20 protein-coding genes are annotated in these 16,093 nt (G+C 74.3%); 12 read left to right on the top strand and 8 right to left on the bottom strand.

The features are described from left to right. Positions 1-178: 178 nt before the first annotated feature. The 3 genes from ACSNN9_RS11655 to ACSNN9_RS11665 all read left to right on the top strand — a co-directional run bounded on the left by ACSNN9_RS11655 (position 179) and on the right by ACSNN9_RS11665 (position 1,597). Positions 179-505: a hypothetical protein gene (locus ACSNN9_RS11655; RefSeq protein WP_436673045.1), complete on the top strand. Its 327-nt coding sequence runs from the start codon at positions 179-181 to the stop codon at positions 503-505. After that, the gene (locus tag ACSNN9_RS11660; RefSeq protein WP_358082297.1) at positions 502-747 is read left to right on the top strand and encodes a flavin reductase; all 246 of its coding nucleotides are present in this window, start codon (positions 502-504) and stop codon (positions 745-747) included. Before ACSNN9_RS11655 ends, ACSNN9_RS11660 begins: the two co-directional genes overlap by 4 nt. Positions 748-901: 154 nt before the next feature. Continuing rightward, a complete protein-coding gene (locus tag ACSNN9_RS11665) occupies positions 902-1,597 on the top strand; it encodes a GAP family protein (RefSeq protein WP_436673047.1) in 696 nt (231 codons plus the stop codon). 8 nt (positions 1,598-1,605) lie between these two features. On the opposite strand, the gene fdhD is transcribed toward ACSNN9_RS11665, so the two are convergent. Further along, entirely contained in the window at positions 1,606-2,460 is an 855-nt protein-coding gene (gene fdhD, locus ACSNN9_RS11670) for a formate dehydrogenase accessory sulfurtransferase FdhD (RefSeq protein ID WP_436673048.1), read from the bottom strand. Between the two features lie 50 nt (positions 2,461-2,510). Between fdhD and mobA the strand changes: the two genes are divergently transcribed. The 3 genes from mobA (at position 2,511) to ACSNN9_RS11685 (ending at position 4,680) form a co-directional block, all read left to right on the top strand. Further along, a complete protein-coding gene (mobA, locus tag ACSNN9_RS11675) occupies positions 2,511-3,230 on the top strand; it encodes a molybdenum cofactor guanylyltransferase (RefSeq protein WP_436673050.1) in 720 nt (239 codons plus the stop codon). Further along, positions 3,227-3,493 (top strand): DUF6457 domain-containing protein, encoded by a 267-nt coding sequence (locus ACSNN9_RS11680; protein ID WP_436673051.1) that lies wholly within the window; start codon positions 3,227-3,229, stop codon positions 3,491-3,493. The genes mobA and ACSNN9_RS11680 overlap by 4 nt, the downstream gene beginning before the upstream one ends. Positions 3,494-3,573: 80 nt before the next feature. Continuing rightward, positions 3,574-4,680, top strand: a complete 1,107-nt coding sequence (locus ACSNN9_RS11685; RefSeq protein WP_436673052.1) for a T3SS (YopN, CesT) and YbjN peptide-binding chaperone 1 — start codon at positions 3,574-3,576, stop codon at positions 4,678-4,680. A gap of 73 nt (positions 4,681-4,753) precedes the next feature. Here ACSNN9_RS11685 and ACSNN9_RS11690 read toward each other — a convergent pair whose 3' ends face one another. Continuing rightward, positions 4,754-6,628, bottom strand: coding sequence for a beta-propeller domain-containing protein (locus ACSNN9_RS11690; RefSeq protein WP_436673053.1), 1,875 nt, complete (start codon positions 6,626-6,628; stop codon positions 4,754-4,756). A gap of 85 nt (positions 6,629-6,713) precedes the next feature. Beyond that, positions 6,714-7,172: an Lrp/AsnC family transcriptional regulator gene (locus ACSNN9_RS11695; protein ID WP_358082277.1), complete on the bottom strand. Its 459-nt coding sequence runs from the start codon at positions 7,170-7,172 to the stop codon at positions 6,714-6,716. A 59-nt stretch (positions 7,173-7,231) separates the two neighbouring features. On the opposite strand from ACSNN9_RS11695, the gene ddaH reads away from it, so the two are divergent. Further along, positions 7,232-8,065 carry a dimethylargininase gene (gene ddaH / locus ACSNN9_RS11700; protein WP_436673054.1) on the top strand — a complete coding sequence of 278 codons (834 nt, stop codon included), beginning with the start codon at positions 7,232-7,234 and terminating at the stop codon, positions 8,063-8,065. Between the two features lie 66 nt (positions 8,066-8,131). Here ddaH and ACSNN9_RS11705 read toward each other — a convergent pair whose 3' ends face one another. Together ACSNN9_RS11705 and ACSNN9_RS11710 are read right to left on the bottom strand one after the other, a co-directional pair. Continuing rightward, on the bottom strand, positions 8,132-9,328 hold the full coding sequence (locus tag ACSNN9_RS11705) for an ABC transporter substrate-binding protein (RefSeq protein WP_436673055.1): 1,197 nt from the start codon (positions 9,326-9,328) through the stop codon (positions 8,132-8,134). Between the two features lie 79 nt (positions 9,329-9,407). Continuing rightward, positions 9,408-10,205, bottom strand: coding sequence for an alpha/beta hydrolase family protein (locus tag ACSNN9_RS11710; RefSeq protein WP_436673056.1), 798 nt, complete (start codon positions 10,203-10,205; stop codon positions 9,408-9,410). A gap of 83 nt (positions 10,206-10,288) precedes the next feature. Here ACSNN9_RS11710 and ACSNN9_RS11715 point away from each other — a divergent pair, with 83 nt between their 5' ends. Continuing rightward, positions 10,289-10,897, top strand: coding sequence for a bacterial proteasome activator family protein (locus tag ACSNN9_RS11715; protein WP_436673057.1), 609 nt, complete (start codon positions 10,289-10,291; stop codon positions 10,895-10,897). Positions 10,898-10,930: 33 nt separating this feature from the next. Here ACSNN9_RS11715 and ACSNN9_RS11720 read toward each other — a convergent pair whose 3' ends face one another. Together ACSNN9_RS11720 and ACSNN9_RS11725 are read right to left on the bottom strand one after the other, a co-directional pair. After that, positions 10,931-11,743, bottom strand: a complete 813-nt coding sequence (locus tag ACSNN9_RS11720) for an HAD family hydrolase (RefSeq protein WP_436673058.1) — start codon at positions 11,741-11,743, stop codon at positions 10,931-10,933. Beyond that, positions 11,743-12,564: an HAD family hydrolase gene (locus tag ACSNN9_RS11725; RefSeq protein WP_436673059.1), complete on the bottom strand. Its 822-nt coding sequence runs from the start codon at positions 12,562-12,564 to the stop codon at positions 11,743-11,745. The genes ACSNN9_RS11720 and ACSNN9_RS11725 overlap by 1 nt, the downstream gene beginning before the upstream one ends. Positions 12,565-12,758: 194 nt before the next feature. Here ACSNN9_RS11725 and ACSNN9_RS11730 point away from each other — a divergent pair, with 194 nt between their 5' ends. Beyond that, positions 12,759-13,280, top strand: coding sequence for a GNAT family N-acetyltransferase (locus ACSNN9_RS11730; RefSeq protein WP_436673060.1), 522 nt, complete (start codon positions 12,759-12,761; stop codon positions 13,278-13,280). A gap of 99 nt (positions 13,281-13,379) precedes the next feature. On the opposite strand, the gene ACSNN9_RS11735 is transcribed toward ACSNN9_RS11730, so the two are convergent. Then, positions 13,380-14,111: a hypothetical protein gene (locus ACSNN9_RS11735; RefSeq protein ID WP_436673061.1), complete on the bottom strand. Its 732-nt coding sequence runs from the start codon at positions 14,109-14,111 to the stop codon at positions 13,380-13,382. 112 nt (positions 14,112-14,223) lie between these two features. Between ACSNN9_RS11735 and ACSNN9_RS11740 the strand changes: the two genes are divergently transcribed. The 3 genes from ACSNN9_RS11740 (at position 14,224) to ACSNN9_RS11750 (ending at position 16,030) form a co-directional block, all read left to right on the top strand. Then, on the top strand, positions 14,224-14,655 hold the full coding sequence (locus ACSNN9_RS11740; protein ID WP_357877449.1) for an OsmC family protein: 432 nt from the start codon (positions 14,224-14,226) through the stop codon (positions 14,653-14,655). Positions 14,656-14,776: 121 nt separating this feature from the next. Then, a complete protein-coding gene (locus ACSNN9_RS11745; protein ID WP_436673066.1) occupies positions 14,777-15,121 on the top strand; it encodes a metallopeptidase family protein in 345 nt (114 codons plus the stop codon). Positions 15,122-15,307: 186 nt separating this feature from the next. Next, positions 15,308-16,030 carry an AIM24 family protein gene (locus ACSNN9_RS11750; RefSeq protein ID WP_101413386.1) on the top strand — a complete coding sequence of 241 codons (723 nt, stop codon included), beginning with the start codon at positions 15,308-15,310 and terminating at the stop codon, positions 16,028-16,030. The last annotated feature ends 63 nt before the right edge of the window (positions 16,031-16,093 follow it).

Here is a 16,093-nt window from a genome sequence, read left to right on the forward strand (position 1 = left end):
CCCGGTACAGATTGCTACGCGGTGTGATCGGCTGGCAACCCTCGGCAGGGTGCTTTGTAGACGGCGCGAGCCGGTGGAGGCATCCCGAGGCCCGCCGGTCGTGCCGCGAGGGGGTCGCCGCCGGGCGAGCATCCGTGGCGGCCCCCTCATCCAGACCGAGGGGACGAGGGGGAAGACCTTGCCGGACCGCCAGCCGCCGCCGAAGCCCGACCCGAAGCCCGTGCCGCAGCAGATCAGCTCGGGCGACGTCCTGCACCTGACCCGCTCCGCGAGCCCACAGTTCGTCCGCCCTATCTCCGTGCGCGTGATTCGCGTCCTGACCGACTGGCACACGTACCACGGTTGGTGCTGGATCGACGTCTACGAGCTGGGCGCGCACGGCGATGCCGTCGACCGGCGCTCGCTCTACGTGCGGTGCGAGGGGGTGCGCTGGCGTACCGCGGCTCCGGCCGCCGGGGCGCCGGCCCGCCGCCGGCCGGCTCCCCGCCTGCGGGTCACGGCATGACCCGACGCCGCGCCCACCTGCCCACCCGGCCCACCTGGCGCTGCGCGGCCTGCGGGATCGCCTGGCCGTGTTCGGCGGCGAAGCTGCGGCTGCTCGCCGAGTACCGGACGGACCGGGCGGCCCTGCTGATCCACCTGGCGGCCCTCCAGGTCGAGGCGGGCGAGCAGCTCGCCGCGCTGGAGCAGGCCACGGCACCGGCCGACCTGACCGACCGTTTCACCGGCTGGGCCCGGCCGCGCTGACCGTCGTCGGCGGGGCGCCGGCGGGCCGGCGGGCGCGGGTGCGGCACGGCGGTCTCCGCCGGAAGATGTAGTGGACGCTCGTTCCGTGGGGCGAGTCGACAGGATCGACGCCGGTACAGAATGGTTCCGTGCCCCCATCCATCGCACGCACCGCATGAGCGTCGGACTGCTGCTGTCGCTCGCCGGCCTGGCCCTGGTCGACAGCACGAGCATCGGCACGCTCTTCATCCCCGTCTGGCTGCTGCTCGCTCCCGGGCCGGTCAACGCCCGCCGGATCCTCGGCTACCTCGGCACGATCGCCGCCTTCTACTTCGCCGTCGGGCTGCTGCTCGCCCTCGGCGGCAGTCGGCTGGCCGACCTCCTCGGCGGGGCCATGGACAACCGGCCGGTGCTCTGGGCTCAGCTCGTCCTCGGGGTCGGGCTGTTCGCGCTCAGCTTCCGTTACGACGGCAAGCGGCGTCCGCGCAGCGGGGGCGTGCTGCGCTGGCGGGACCGGGCCACCGCCGGCGACTCCTCGGCGCGGTGGCTGGTCGGGCTGGCGCTGCTCGCCGCGCTCGCGGAGGTGGCGACGATGCTGCCGTACCTCGGTGCGGTCGGGCTGCTGACCACCTCCGGGCTCGGCGCGGCGGAGATGGTGGCGCTGCTGGGCGGCTACTGCCTGATCATGGTCCTGCCGGCGGTGCTGCTGCTGGCGGCCCGGGTGGCCTGGCCGAGGCTGGTCGAGCCGGTGCTGGCCCGGCTCAACGCCTGGATCATGCGGACCTCCGGCAGCATGCTCGGCTGGATCCTCGGCATCGCCGGCTTCCTGCTCGCCCGCGACGCCGCGTTCCGGCTGGGGCTGTTCGGCTAGCGGGCGGATCAGGTGGTGATCCGTTCGGGGCGGGCGTAGACGTTCATCGCGTTGCCGCGCAGGAAGCCGACCAGCGTCAGCCCGGCCTCCTCGGCCAGCTCCGCCGCCAGGGTGCTCGGCGCGGAGACCGCCGCGAGCAGCGGCACCCCCGCCATCCACGCCTTCTGGGTCAGCTCGAAGCTCGCCCGCCCGGAAACCAGCAGAACGTGCCTGGTCAGCGGCAGCCGCCGCTCGCGGACCGCCCAGCCGACCACCTTGTCGACGGCGTTGTGCCGGCCGACGTCCTCGCGCAGCACCACCAGGTCGCCGCCGGCGGTGAACAGGCCCGCCGCGTGCAGGCCGCCCGTGCGGTCGAAGCCGCGCTGCGCCGCGCGCAGCCGGTCCGGCAGCGCGGCCAGGACCGCCGCCGGCACGGTCACCGGGTCGTCGCCCACCGCGAAGACCGATCGGGTACGCACGGCGTCGATGCTCGCCTTGCCGCACACCCCGCAGGAGCTGGTGGTGTAGAAGTTCCGGGCCGGATCGACGGCCGGTTCGGGCACGCCGGGCGACAGCACCACGTCCACCACGTTGTACGTGTTGGGAGTCTCCGCGCCGGCGCAGAGCTGTGCGGTGCGCACGTCGTCGGCGGAGCGGATCAGCCCCTCGGTCAGCAGGAAGCCGATCGCCAGGTCGATATCGTCGCCCGGCGTACGCATGGTCACCGCGAGCGGCCGTCGCCGGCCGGGGCCGGCCGAACCGACCCGGATCTCCAGCGGCTCCTCCACGGCCAGGCTGTCCTGCCGGCGTACCGAGGTGCGGCCGGTCTCCGCATTGTCGAGGTCGATGCGGAGCACGCCGCGCCGGTCAGTCGCCCGTCCCATCCCGTCATCCTGCACCCCCGCCCGGTCCGCCGCGCGGCTACGGTGGCCGCGTGGACGCGTACGCGGCGGTGGTGCTGGCGGGGGGCGCGGCGCGCCGGATGGGGGGCGTCGACAAGCCCGCCCGGACGGTCGGCGGCCGGCCCATGCGGGACCGGGTGCTCGCCGCGGTCGCCGACGCCGCGCCGCGCATCCTGGTCGGCCCGCCCGGGCCGGTGCCCGCCGGGGTGCGGGTGACCCGGGAGGAACCGGTGGGCGGTGGCCCCGTCGCCGCCGCGGCGGCCGGGCTGGCCCTGCTCGACCCCGGTACGCCGGTGGTCGCCCTGCTCGCCGCCGACCTGCCCCTGCTCACCCGCGCGGCGGTCGGCGGGCTGCTCGACCGGCTCGACGCCGGTCACGACGGCGCCTGCTACGTCGACGGCGACGGGCGGCGGCAGTCCCTCTGCGGCGTGTGGCGGGTGGCCCCGCTGCGCGCCGCCCTGGACCGTCTCGCCGCCGAGCGCGTCACCAGGCACTCCGGCGGGTCCGCCGAGCGCGCCACCGGGCATCAAGGCGGTGCCGCCGAGCGCGCGGCCGGGCACTCCGGCGGGTCCGCCGAGCGCGCCATCGGGCATCCCCACGGGTCCGTCGCGTCGCTGGCGGGGGCGCCGATCAGGGCGCTGCTCGCCGGGCTGCGGGTGCGCGAGGTGGCGTGGTCCGGCGCCGGCCCGCCGCCCTGGTTCGACTGCGACACTGACGAGGACGTACGCCGGGCGGAGGAGTGGACGCGATGACGGTCATGGACGACTGGGTGACGGCGGCCTGTGCCGAACTCGACCTGGATCCCGCCGAGGTGCCGGTGCCGGCCGTGCTCGACCTGGCCAAGGACGTGGCGCACCAGGTGCTGCGGCCGGGCGCGCCCGTCACCGCGTACCTCCTGGGGTTGGCGGTCGGCCGCGGCGCGGACCCGGCCGGCGCCGCGGCCCGGCTCAGCGCGCTGGCCGCCTCCTGGCCGGTCGAGCTGGGCGCCGAACGCCCGGGCGGGACACCCGCCTGACCTCCGCTGTCCGATCGCGGTCGGGCTGATTCGTCCCCCCGGTTCCGTGGGTAGGGTGACCGTGACGGACGGAGGCGATCATGACGGCAGACCACCCCTCGGCGCCGGGCGGTGACTCGCCCGGCACCCTGCCGGCGCACCACGAGCCGATCCTGCTCGACGAGCCCAGCACGGCCGACCTGCGGGCCAAGGTCACCCAGGCCTGGCACGAGTTCGCGCGGGCGCTGGCCGAGCGGTTGGCGGCGCTGCCCACGGGCACGCACGTCGAGCTGACCCTCGACCCGACCGCCTCCGGCACCGGCGACGCGGTCTACTCGGTGAGCATCGACGTCGGCGAGGAGGGTCGGCTGGCCGCCCGGGCGGTCGGCAACGCCACCCTGCCGGAGGGCTACCGGCTGGACCGGGCCGCCGTGGCGGACATGATCGCGCTCGGCTGGTCGCCGCCCGGCGTGGTGGAGGGCTCCGGCGGGCACTTCGGGCTGGACGGCGGCACCGCCGAGGCGACCCGACTGGCGGCCCTGCTCACCCGCACGCTGCGCGACGTCTACGGCGCCCCGCACCCCGCCTTCCTCGTCTATCTCATCCACGACGCCGAGGGCGAGCCGCTGCCGGTGGAGCCGCTGGGCACCGCGCGCAGCGAGTTCGGCCCCGACCGCGACGTGGAAGCCGACCTGGACGAGGCGCTCGCGGCGGCCGCCGCCGCCCAGGCGCCCGAGCAGGGCGTGGCCGCGCTCGCCGAGAAGGTCCGCACCGTCGTCTCGACCATGCTCAAGTCGGAGCCGGACCGGTTGCAGGTCGACTCCGACGGCGACATCAACATCCGCGCCGGCTCGGCGATGGTCTTCGTCCGGGTCCGCGACAACCCGCCGCTGGTGGACGTCTTCTCCCCGGTGCTGACCGAGGTCGAGCCGACCGAGCGGCTCTACGTCAAGCTCTCCGAGCTGACCAACCGGATGCCGATCGGCCGGCTCTACTGCGCCGACGACACCGTGTGGGCGTCCATCCCCGTCTTCGGCCGCAACTTCCAGGCCACCCACCTCATGCTCGCGGTCCAGGTGATGACCGGGCTCGCCGACGAGCTGGACGACCGCCTGCACGGCGAGTTCGGCGGGAAGCGGTTCTTCGGCGAGGGGGACAAGCCGGTCAAGCGGGACCAGGGCGAACACCGCACCGGCATGTATCTCTGAAGTCCCCCGCGTCGGTGGCGGGTGGAGCCCGGAAACCCCGAGAAACCGGGCCCCACCCGCCGGGGAGGGAGGATCAGGTCACGGGGAGCCAGTCGAGGCTCCGCGCGGTGGCCGGGTCGGTGGCCCGCAGGCCGGCGGCGGAGACGGTCCAGAGCACGTCCCCGACCAGCAACGACCGCAGGACCGGGGCCGCCGCGCCGGTGTGGGAGACCGTGCCGACCTCGTCGATGTCGGTCCCGGACACCCGCAGCAGCCGTACGTCGTCGCCGACCGGCAGGGCGACCAGGCCCGTCTCCGGGTGGTGCAGGAAGGCGTGCGTGTCGTGCTCCAGCGCCGAGTACGCCCTCGGCACGTGCCACTGGTCGAGCCGGGCCGGGCGGGCCGGGTCGCGGACGTCGAACAGGGAGACCTGGAGCCCCTGCGCCCGTCCCCGCCGGTCGGCCTCCTGGCCCACCCCGAGCAGCCGGCCCTCCGGCAGCGGGTGCAGGTACGCCGAATACCCGGTGATCTTCAGTTCGCCGGTGACCCGGGGCGCGGCCGGGTCGGTCAGGTCGACCGCGTAGAGCGGGTCGGTGAGCCGGAACGTGACCACGTACGCGGAGCCGCCGAGGAAGCGCACGGACCAGATCCGCTCGCCCGGGCCGAGGCCGGTGACCGCGCCCGTCCGGGCCAGCGTGTCCCCGTCGGGGCGCAGCACGTACACGGCGGACTCCGAGGTGGGACGGCTGCCCCAGGCGTCGCCGGTCGTCGTGGCCACCCGCAGGTGCCCCTGCCACTCCGAGAGGGCGTACTGGTTGACGAGCGATCCGGGCACCGCGCCCGAGGCCACGTAGCGGGGACGCCCGGTGGCGCCGGTGGCGAACTGGTGGATCTCGGTGACCTGCGGGCCGGGCCGCCAGCGGCCCCCGCGAGGCGAGCCGGGCCGGGCCGTCACCGGCCGTTCCCCGGCCAGGTAGAGGCTGCTCCCGGTGCCGTAGACGGTGGTGGCGTCGGCGGCGACGCTGACCGGGTCGCCGTCACCGAGCCGGTCGCCGGTGAGGTCGAAGCTCAGCACCGTCAGCATCGACGTCCCGGACCAGGCGGGCGGCCGGCTCAGCCGGTCGCAGCCGACCCGGCCGACGTGCCGTTCCGCCCCGGCCGTCCACTCGTACGCCGGCAACCACGCCTCCACCCCGGCCCTGGCGATCACCGCCCGGTTGGCGGCGGTCCGCGTCGCGTCGGTGCCCCGTTCGGCGTACGGAAAGACCAGCTGGGGGCGGCTGCGGACCACGACCCGCGCGGTGGTCCCCGTCTGCCGGGCGTCGACGACGCTGCCGTCCATCCGGTAGGTGCCGAGCAGCCGTGGCGCGCCCGCGAGGTCGACCAGGACCAGGCGCGACCCGGTGCGGGGCCGCGCGTCGCGGGTCGCCCGCTGGAGTTCCGGGCCCACCTGGGTCAGCACCAGCGCGCGGTCGCCGTGCAGCAGCAGGGTCGCCTCCTCCCCCCAGCTCAGCTCCGGCGTCGCCCGCGTGAGGTCGAGGCGACCGGTCTCCCGCCGGGCGGCCGGGTCGACCACCCGCAGCACGCCCCGGGTGACGGTCACGATCCGCCGCCCGTCGGTCTTGACGAGGTCGGGCTCGTCCGCGCCGGCCTCGTGCACGTTGGTGCTGGAGTGCTCCTGGGCGGGCTGGGCCGACGCCCGGGACCCGGACTCGGCCTTGGGGACGTCGCCGAAGGGGATCCCGGTGCGCCAGCCGTCGCCGAAGCCCCATGGGCCGACGGACGCGTCGGCGGCGGCACGGAGCCCGGCCAGCGCCTGGGCACAGGAGTCGTAGGAGACCAGCACCGGCGCGGCCGTCAGCCCCCTCGGGGCCGGTGGGTCGGGCCGCGCCGCCGGGAACGCGCTGCCGCCGAGCAGGGTGAGTGCGGCCAGCGTGCCGACCGCGAAGATGTGGGCTCCCCGTGTCATGGCCGGTTCGACGCGCCCGGCCGACGCCTGGTTCCGGCCCCCACGCCCGGTTTCCGCCGGCAGCGGGTCGCGAGGCCGACGAGGCTCAGCGGGGGGAGGGGCCGACGCCGGGGGACTCGACGAGCCGGGAGAGCACGATCGTGCTCCGGGTCGAGGTCACGAAGGGCTCGGCCCGGAGCCGCTCCAGCGCCGCCTCCAGGTGCCCGATGTCGGCGGCCCGCAGGTGTACGAGCGCGTCGGCCTCGCCCGAGACGGTGTACGCGCCGACCACCTCGGGGTGCCGGCGGGTGGCCACCCCGATCTGCGCCGGGGTGGTCCGCCCGGCGCAGAACAGCTCGACGAACGCCTCGGTGGTCCAGCCGACGGCGGCGGGGTCGACGACGGCGGTGAATCCCCGGATCACGCCGGCCGCCCGCAGCCGGTCCACCCGTCGTTTGACCGCCGGAGCGGAGAGCGACACCCGCTGACCGATGTCGGCGTACGAGGCGCGGGCGTCCGCGACGAGCAACGCAATGATCCGCTGGTCTACGGCATCTATCTGCAATGTTCCGCCTCTGAGAAGCAACGGTTGCGGCTGTTACCAAAGTTCGAGGGTACCTACCCTTGGTCACCGTGAACCAGCAGCGAGTCCCGCGAAAGCGGACATATCTCATGTGCTCGCCCGAGCACTTCGCGGTCGAGTACGCGATCAACCCGTGGATGGACGTGACCACTCCGGTCGACTCGCAGCTTGCGGTCAAGCAGTGGGACCGGATGCGGGAGACCCTGGTCGGTCTCGGCCACGAGGTGCACCTGCTGACCCCCGAGCCGGGCCTGCCCGACATGGTCTACGCGGCCAACGGGGCGTTCGTGGTCGACGGCACGGTCTACGGCGCGCAGTTCAAGCACGAGCAGCGGGCCGCCGAGGCTGCCGCGCACCGGGCGTTCTACGAGTCGCAGGGCTGGCGGTTCATCGCGCCGATCGAGACCAACGAGGGCGAGGGCGACTTCGCGTACCTGCCGGAGGCGCACGGCGGGCTGATCCTCGCCGGGCACGGGTTCCGCACCGAACTGCCGGCGCACGCCGAGGCGCAGGAGGCGCTCGCCCGGCCCGTGGTGTCGCTGCGCCTGGTCGACCCGCGCTTCTACCACCTGGACGTCGCGCTCGCCTCCATCGACGACGAGAACGTCGTCTACTACCCGGGCGCCTTCTCCGCGGCCAGCCAGCGCGTGCTCACCCAGCTCTTCCCCGACGCGGTGGTCGCCGACGCCGAGGACGCCCTGGCCTTCGGCCTCAACCTGGTCAGCGACGGGCTCAACGTGGTGCTCAACAGCGAGGCGACCCGGCTGGCCGGGAAGCTGAAGGCGGCCGGCTACCACCCGGTCCCGGTCGAGCTGGCCGAGCTGAAGAAGGGCGGCGGCAGCGTGAAGTGCTGCATCGCCGAACTCCGCCACTGATCCTCGCTCCCACCCCCGCCCCGCCTCCCGCCGGCCCAGACGCCGGCGCGGGACGCGGGGCGCGGGTCAGCCGAGGGTGGCCAGCTCGGTGACCAGGACGTTCGACAACACCTGGCCGTCGAGCTGGACCTCGCGCAGGTACCACTTCTGCTGCGGCGTGCGCGGCTGGTTGAACTGCCACACCCCGCGCGGGCTGTCGATCTGGCCGATCTTGCCGAGGGCCAGGTTGACCTGCTGCGGGTTGGGCGACCCGCCGGCGATCCGGATCGCCTGGTCGAGCACCTGCGCGGCGTCGTACGAGGCCATCGCGTAGGTGGTGGGCGAGGTGCCGTGCTTCTTGCGGTACGCCGAGGCGAACCGGCGGTTGGCCGTGTTGTTCAGGTCGGACGAGTAGTTGAGCGCCGTCTGGATGCCCAGCGCGTCCTCGGCCTTCACGTTGCTCAGCACGGCGCCCTCGGTGAGGAAGCCGGGGGCGTAGACCTTGCCGCTGAACCCCTCGATGCGCAGCTGCTTGATGAACTCGACCGCCGCCGGCCCGGCGAAGAAGCAGAACACCGCCGACGGCTTCCGGCTCAGCGCCGTGCGGATGTCGGCCCGGTACGCGGACTTCGACGGGTTGGTGAAGACGCCCGTCGAGACCAGCGCGTCCTTGATCCGGGGGTCGGACTCGCCGAACTCCTGCCGGAAGCCCCGCACCACGTCCTGGCTGCCGACGCTGTCCGGCGCGATGATCGCCAGCCGGGCCGACGGTTCGAGCTGTTCCCGCAGGTAACGGCCCAGCGCCCGGCCCGCCTCGTCCAGCACGTACGACGTCCGCCAGATGTAGACGACGCTCTGGAGGCTGGACGGCGAGGCGTTGGAGCCGATGAGGGGCACCCGGGCCTCCTCGACGGTGTTGCGGATGCCGGACATGACGTTCGCGTCGACCACGCCGGTGAGGGCGAGCACGCCCTGCTTCAGCAGCCCCTCGACGGCGGCCTTGCCGGTCTTGACGCTCTCGCCCTCGTCGGCGGTGAGCAGGGTGGTCGGGTGCCCGCCCAGCAGCTTGTCGTTGAGGTCGAGGAAGAGCTGGAAACCGTTGGTGATCTCGTCGCCGATCGCCTTGAGGCCGCCGCTGGTCGGCGCCACGAGGCCGATCTTGATCGGGTTGCCCCTGCCGGCCGCTCCGCCGTCCGCGTCGTCGGTGCCGCACCCGGCGACCAGTCCGGCCGTACCGAGAGCGCCCAGCAGTTGGAGGGCCCGCCTGCGGTTCATCTGCGACACCGAGTTCCTTCCGGGGAGCGTTGCAGGGCGGATCACGCCCCCTCGGCGTTCTACCGGCTCAGCGACGCTGCGTCAATGCTTAGCGATCTTCCTGGAGAGATCGGAAAGCAGCCGTGATCTGCGGCCAGGCCGCGGATTCCGGATCGATGAGCCCGAAATGCTCGCATTCCGGCAGCTCAACGAGGCGTACGTCGCCGCCCGCCGCCCGGCTGGCGGCGACGTACTCCCGGCTCATCCCGATCGGCACCTGCTGATCCAGGGCACCATGCACGACTACTGTCCGTGTCGGTGTCGGCACCGACGATCGCGGATCGACGGCGGCGTACCGCTCGGGGAGGTCCGCCGGGCCGCCGCCGAGCAGCGCGGCCACCGCCCCCGCGTCCAGATCCAGCCGGTACGCCTCCGCGAGGTTCGACACCGGGGCCAGCGCCAGCACGCCGCCGACGGCGGCCGGGGCGGTCGTCGCCGCGTACAGCGCCAGGTGTCCCCCCGCCGAGTGGCCCACCAGGAGCGGCGGCCCGGCGGCGACCCGCCCGGGCAGCGCCCCGGCCGCGAGTCGGGGCAGCTCCGTCACGCCGGTCAGCACGTCGGTCAGTGTCCCTGGCCAGCCGCCACCCGGCTGCCCCGTCCGGCGGTACTCCACCTGGGCCACCGGATGGCCCAGCGCGGCCAGCCCGACGGCCAGCGGATCGGTGTGCCGGCGGTCGTACCCGGCCCGCCAGAAGCCGCCGTGCACCACCACGACCAGCCGCCGGGCCGGGCCCGGGCCGGCGGGGACGCGCAGGTCGGCGACCTGGTCCGGGTGGTCGCCGTAGGAGACGGTGACGTCGGGGGGCGGAGCGGGCCGGCTGAGCACGTCGCGGGGGTCGGCGGGCATGGCGCGACCGTAGCGCGGATCACGCGCGGAACCGAGGCCGGGGACCGGTCCCCGGGCGCATGGGCGCTCGCGGCTGGGTAAAGATGGTTCCCATGACCGAAGCGCACTCCGCTGGACAGAACGACGAGCCGGGCCAGGATGGCACCGGTCACTCCGGAACGGTGGTGGTGGTCGGCCCGGACGGGCGGCCCGTCGGCACCGTGCAGACCGACGAGGCACACGGCGAGGACCCGACCCGACTGGTCGAGCAGCCGGCCAAGGTGATGCGGATCGGCAGCATGATCAAGCAGCTGCTGGAGGAGGTCAAGGCCGCCCCGCTCGACGACGCCAGCCGGCACCGGATGCGGGAGATCCACGAGCGGTCGATCGTCGAGCTGAAGGATGGGCTCGCCCCCGAGCTGCGCGAGGAGCTGGAGCGCATCTCGCTGCCCTTCACCGAGGAGAAGGCGCCCAGCGAGGGCGAGCTGCGCATCGCGCACGCCCAGCTCGTCGGCTGGCTGGAGGGACTGTTCCACGGCATCCAGGCGGCCCTGGTCGCGCAGCAGATGGCCGCCCGCGTGCAGCTGGAGCAGATGCGCTCCGGCCGGCAGGCGCTGCCGAGCGGCCCGGGCGGCGGCATGCTGCCGGGCATGCCGGGGATGGGCCAGCCGCCGCAGGGCGGCGAGGGGCACAGCACCGGCCAGTACCTCTGACCTTGCGGCCGGCCGGGGCCGCCGGCCGGCCGCTCACCCCACCCCGAAGACCTTCTCGAGGTACGCCGCCACGCCGTCCGCCGAGTTTGCCGCCGTGACCTCGTCGGCGATCTCCAGGACGGCGGGGTGCGCGTTCGCCACCGCCACCCCCCGGCCGGCCCAGGTCAGCATCGGCACGTCGTTGGGCATGTCGCCGAAGGCGAGCACGTCCCGGGCGTCGATGCCCAGCCGCGCGCAGTACCACGCCAGCCCGGCCGCCTTGGTCACGCCGGCGGCGGAGATCTCCACCAGCCCCGAGTACGACGAGTGCGTCGCCTCCGCCAGCCCTTCCAGGGCCGCCGCCACCAGCGCGACGAACGCGTCGGGATCATGCTCGGCGGACCGGGCGAGCAGCTTCACCGCCGGCGCCGCCAGCAGCTCCTCGGGGGTCTCGACCGCCCGGATCGCGTCGTGGTCGGCGTCCCAGCGCAGCGGGTAGTGCGCCTCGTGCCGCATCTGCCGGCTGTCGACGATCTCCACCGCGAAGCTGACCTCGGGCACCTCGGCGCGCAGCCGCCGGGCCACCTCGGCGAGCAGTTGCGGGGCGAGCGGGTCGGCCCGTAGCACCTCGTCCGTGACCGGGTCGTAGACCACCGCGCCGTTGGCGCAGATCGCCGGTAGCGGCTCGGCGAGCTGCTCGTACACCATCTTCAGCCAGCGGATCGGACGGCCGGTGACCAGCACGACCGGCGTGTCCCGCGCGGAGAGCCGGGCCAGCACCTCGGCGGTGTGCGGGCTGAGCGTGCGGTCGTCCCGGAGCAGGGTGCCGTCGATGTCGGTGGCGATCAGCCGTGGTGCCTCTCCCATCAGCGGGACAGTAGCCGATCGAGGTACACCGCCACCCCGTCGTCGTCGTTGCGCAGGGTCACCTCGTCCGCGAGGGCGCGCACCGTCGGGTGGGCGTTGGAGACCGCGACCCGCGCCCAGCCGGCCCACTCGAACATCGGCAGGTCGTTGGGCATGTCGCCGAAGACCAGCACCTCGGCCGGGTCGACGCCGAGGCGCTGCGCCACCACGGTCAGCCCGGTGGACTTGTCCACCCCGGGCGGGCAGATCTCGACGAAGCCCAGCCCGGCCTGGGTGAGCGTGGCGACCTCCGGCGGGACGATCTGCCGGGCGACCGCGAGCAACTCGTCGACGTGGTGGTCGGCGGTCCGGACGAACGCCTTGATCACGTCGCAGGAGAGGCACTCGGCGCGGCTGCGCGTCTCGAACGCGTCCTGGTAGGGCCAGCTCGGGTGGTAGTCGCCCCAGAGCGGGGCGTCGTGCTCGTCCGACGCCTCGACCATCACGGTCAGCGGCCCGACGGCCGCCTCCAGGTCGGCCAGCAGCGTGGCCAGCACCTCGGCGGGAAGGCGCTCGTCGCGCAGCACCACCGGCCCGGAGGGGTCGCTCTGGTCGACCACCCGGCCGCCGCCGGCCATCACCAGGAAGTCCGCGGCGCGGATGTCGTTGCGGGTCAGTTCGGCGAGCCGGGGCCCGCGACCGGTCGCGCCGACCACCGGGATCCCGGCGGCCCGCACCCGGTCGAGCACCGCATGGGTGTACGCGGAGACGGTCTCGTCGCTGCGGACGAGCGTCCCGTCGAGATCCGTGGCGATCAGCTTGGGCAGGCCCGGGCGGGTCATCGTTCCTCCTTCGCCCGCCGCCGTCGCTGCCAGCCGTCTCGGTCCTCGGTGCCTCGACCCTGAGTGACGGCGGGCAGCAAACGTACCTCGCGGAACGGGCCCCGACCATGGCGTTCCGGCGAATGCCGGGCCAACGGTCGACGGCCCGCCGGTGTTCCCGCCCGGGACCGCCCACGCGGCCGTACGGTGGGCGGGTGGGAGAGCGGGACTGGCCGGTGGCGGAGACCATCGACACCGAGCGGCTGCTGCTGGAGCCCCTCCGGGTCGACCACGCCGAGGAACTCGCCCCCCTCCTGGACGACCCGGCCCTGTACGAGTACATCGGGGGCGGTCCGGCCACCCCCGAGCAACTTCGGGAGCGTTACGGCCGGCAGGTGGCCGGGCGGTCCCCGGACGGCCGGGAGGGCTGGCTCAACTGGATCGTCCGGCACCGGGACACCGGCGACGCGGTCGGCACCGTCCAGGCCACCGTCCGGCTCGACGGCGACCGGCCGGTTGCCGAGCTGGCCTGGATCGTCCTGGCGCCGCACCAGGGCCGCGGCTACGCGGGTGAGGCCGCCGTCGGCCTGGTCGGCTGGCTGGCGGAGCACGGCGTCGGGTCGCTGGTCGCGCACGTGCACCCCGATCACCGGGCCTCCGCCCGGGTGGCCGAGCGGCTCGGCCTGCGGGCCACCGACGAGCGGGTGGAGGGCGAGGTCCGCTGGGTGGCCCCCTGAGGGGTGCGGGCGGACCGGCGAGGCCGTTCGGGCTGCGGTGCGGGCCGGGTCACCGCGCGGGTTGGCGGCCACCAGCGCGGGGTGCGGCGGCCGACCGGGTCAGTCCCGGGGTTCCGGGCGGGCGAAGGGGATGGCCGGCCCGACGGTGAGGTCGGCCGGCGCGGGCAGCCCGTCGTCCGCCACGTCCCGGGCCCTGCGGCTGCGGCGGCGCTGGCCCACCGGCTCCGCCCCGCCCCCGTCGTCCGCCTGCTCGGCGGGCGGGGCCGCGTCGGTCGGGGCCAGCTTCAACGCCGCCGCGAGGAGGGCGCAGGCCAGGAACGCCGTCACCAGGCCGCGGCCGTACTCGACCCGGAACCCGTCGTCGGTGGAGTAGAAGAAGACCCGTTGGCCGGCCTCGTCGAGCGAGGCGGCGGTCGCGACCAGCAGCCCCAGCAGCGCCACGGCCAGGGCCAGCCCGGCGAGCCGGGCGTTCGGGCGTACCGCGAGGGTGCCGCGCAGCGCGAGCACCACCGCGCAGACCAGGGCGAACAGTCCGACCAGGTAGCCCACCCCGAACCCGCCGATGTCGGACACCCCGCCCGGCACCCGCAGCGGCGTGTTGCCCTGCGGGCCGGCGTTGGGGATGGTCATCACCTGCCACTCGCCGAGCATCGAGGCGAGGGCGGCCACCGCGCCGAGCGCCGCGAGCAGCACGGGGAGGCGACGATCCCGGCCCAGACCGGAGAACGTACGGCCGAACCGGCCCGGCCCGGCCGGCTCCGTGCCCCACTCCAGGACGGCCGCACCGTCGGACCGGTGTTCCTGCCGGGGAATGGGGGAATCCTGGGACATCGGCCACCCTTCCGCGTTCGCGGGCCTGCCCCGAATCATGACACAGTACGCACCCGGCGACGCGGAGCGTGAACGGTCGCCGGCCGGTGCCTGTTCGACTAGCGTCGGGTGCATGCCTATCCGTACCGCTTCCGCACAGTGGCAGGGCAACCTCACCGAGGGGTCCGGCACGATCCGCACCGGCAAGGGCGGGATGCAGGGGAACTACTCCTTCAAGTCCCGGTTCGAGGAGGGTGAGGGCACCAACCCCGAGGAGCTGATCGGGGCGGCCCACGCCGGCTGCTTCTCGATGGCGTTCTCCAAGGCGCTCGCCGAGGCGGGCTCGCCGCCCACCTCCGTGGAGACCACCGCCAAGGTCCACCTCGACAAGACCGACGCCGGGATGACGGTGACCCGCATCGAGCTGGACACCGTCGGCCAGGTGCCGGGCATCGACGAGGCGCAGTTCACCAAGCTCGCGGAGACCGCCAAGGAGAACTGCCCGATCTCCCGCCTGCTCGCCCCGGGCGCCCAGATCAGCCTGACCGCCCGCCTCGCCTCCTGACCTGACCGTTCCGCCGTCGGCGTCGACCGCCACGGGGAGCCGCACTCGCTCCCCGTGGCGGTCCGCCAGTTCCGACCGGCGCGGGCGGGCCGGGTCGTCGGGCAGAATGGGCCGGGTGCCGGTGGAGATGAGTCGCGAGCGCTTCGAGGAGCTGGTCGGCGACGCGCTCGACGAGGTGCCCGAGGAACTCCTCGCGCTGATGAGCAACGTCGTGATCCTGGTCGAGGACGACCCGCCCCCGGGCGAGGACCTGCTCGGCCTCTACGAGGGCCACGCCCTCACCGACCGGGGCTGGGACTACGCCGGCGTGCTGCCGGACCGCATCCTGATCTACCGCAACCCCATCCTGCGCATCTGCGACGACGACGAGGACGTCGTCGACGAGGTCGCGGTCACGGTGGTGCACGAGATCGCCCACCACTTCGGCATCGACGACACCCGCCTGCACGAGCTGGGCTGGGGCTAGGGATCGGCGGCACCGCCGAGGGTGGGCCGCGCGCCGGTCGGGACGGGCACGGCGGGCCGGCGACGACCGGTGGTCGCCCCGAACCGGCGACGACCGGTGGTCGCCCCGGGCCGGACGGCCGGTGGTTGGCGGTTGCCACGGTCGCCTACCGTCGGTCCAGGCACCACGAACTCAGGAGGCACTTCCATGCGCAGCGAGCTGTTCTCGGCGGAGAACCTTGAGAAGGAGTCCGCGCAGCCCGGCATGCGGCTGCAGAACTCCAAGATGTTGAAGATCGAACTGAACGGCGAGGCGATGGCCCGGGTCGGGTCGATGGTCGCCTACCAGGGGCAGGTGCAGTTCCAGGCCCTCGGCTCCGGCGGGCTCGGGAAGTTCCTCAAGCAGAAGCTGACCGGCGAGGGCGTCCCGCTGATGAAGGTCTCCGGCCGGGGTGACGTCTTCCTCGCCGACTTCGCCAAGGACGTGCACGTCATCGACCTGGAGCCCGGCGACGCGCTCTCCATCAACGGCTCCAGCGTGCTGGCCTTCGACTCCACCCTCCAGTACGACATCCGGATGGTCGGCGGGGCCGGCATGGCGTCGTCGTCCGGCCTGTTCAACTGCGTCTTCAGCGGCCACGGGCGGATCGCCATCACCACCAAGGGCACCCCGGTGGTGCTGAGCGTCGACGCCCCCACCTACGTCGACCCGCAGGCGGCGGTCTGCTGGTCGGCCAACCTCCAGACCGGCTACCACCGCGCCGAGCAGCTCGGCCTCGGCACGCTGCTCGGCCGCCGCACCGGAGAGTCGTTCACGATGAGCTTCGCCGGTCAGGGCTTCGTCGTCGTGCAGCCCTCCGAGGAGCCGCCCATCATGGGCAGCGGCTCCCAGGAGCAGCAGGGCGGTCTCCTCGGCGGCCTGCTCAGCTGAGGCTTCGTCCCCCGCGCCACCTCGCCCCGCCCCCGCCCCGCGCCGACCGGCCCCGCCGAATCC

The organism is Micromonospora sp. URMC 107 (genome assembly GCF_051386315.1).
Classification (GTDB): domain Bacteria; phylum Actinomycetota; class Actinomycetes; order Mycobacteriales; family Micromonosporaceae; genus Micromonospora.

Excerpts from the sequence above, each read along its gene's own strand:
- ACSNN9_RS11660 (WP_358082297.1), top strand. The coding sequence starts at position 502 with ATGACCCGACGCCGCGCCCACCTGCCCACCCGGCCCACCTGGCGCTGC.
- ACSNN9_RS11665 (WP_436673047.1), top strand. The coding sequence starts at position 902 with ATGAGCGTCGGACTGCTGCTGTCGCTCGCCGGCCTGGCCCTGGTCGAC.
- fdhD (WP_436673048.1), bottom strand. The coding sequence starts at position 2,460 with ATGGGACGGGCGACTGACCGGCGCGGCGTGCTCCGCATCGACCTCGAC.
- ACSNN9_RS11680 (WP_436673051.1), top strand. The coding sequence starts at position 3,227 with ATGACGGTCATGGACGACTGGGTGACGGCGGCCTGTGCCGAACTCGAC.
- ACSNN9_RS11685 (WP_436673052.1), top strand. The coding sequence starts at position 3,574 with ATGACGGCAGACCACCCCTCGGCGCCGGGCGGTGACTCGCCCGGCACC.
- ACSNN9_RS11690 (WP_436673053.1), bottom strand. The coding sequence starts at position 6,628 with ATGACACGGGGAGCCCACATCTTCGCGGTCGGCACGCTGGCCGCACTC.
- ACSNN9_RS11710 (WP_436673056.1), bottom strand. The coding sequence starts at position 10,205 with ATGCCCGCCGACCCCCGCGACGTGCTCAGCCGGCCCGCTCCGCCCCCC.
- ACSNN9_RS11715 (WP_436673057.1), top strand. The coding sequence starts at position 10,289 with ATGGTTCCCATGACCGAAGCGCACTCCGCTGGACAGAACGACGAGCCG.
- ACSNN9_RS11720 (WP_436673058.1), bottom strand. The coding sequence starts at position 11,743 with ATGGGAGAGGCACCACGGCTGATCGCCACCGACATCGACGGCACCCTG.
- ACSNN9_RS11725 (WP_436673059.1), bottom strand. The coding sequence starts at position 12,564 with ATGACCCGCCCGGGCCTGCCCAAGCTGATCGCCACGGATCTCGACGGG.
- ACSNN9_RS11735 (WP_436673061.1), bottom strand. The coding sequence starts at position 14,111 with ATGTCCCAGGATTCCCCCATTCCCCGGCAGGAACACCGGTCCGACGGT.
- ACSNN9_RS11740 (WP_357877449.1), top strand. The coding sequence starts at position 14,224 with ATGCCTATCCGTACCGCTTCCGCACAGTGGCAGGGCAACCTCACCGAG.
- ACSNN9_RS11750 (WP_101413386.1), top strand. The coding sequence starts at position 15,308 with ATGCGCAGCGAGCTGTTCTCGGCGGAGAACCTTGAGAAGGAGTCCGCG.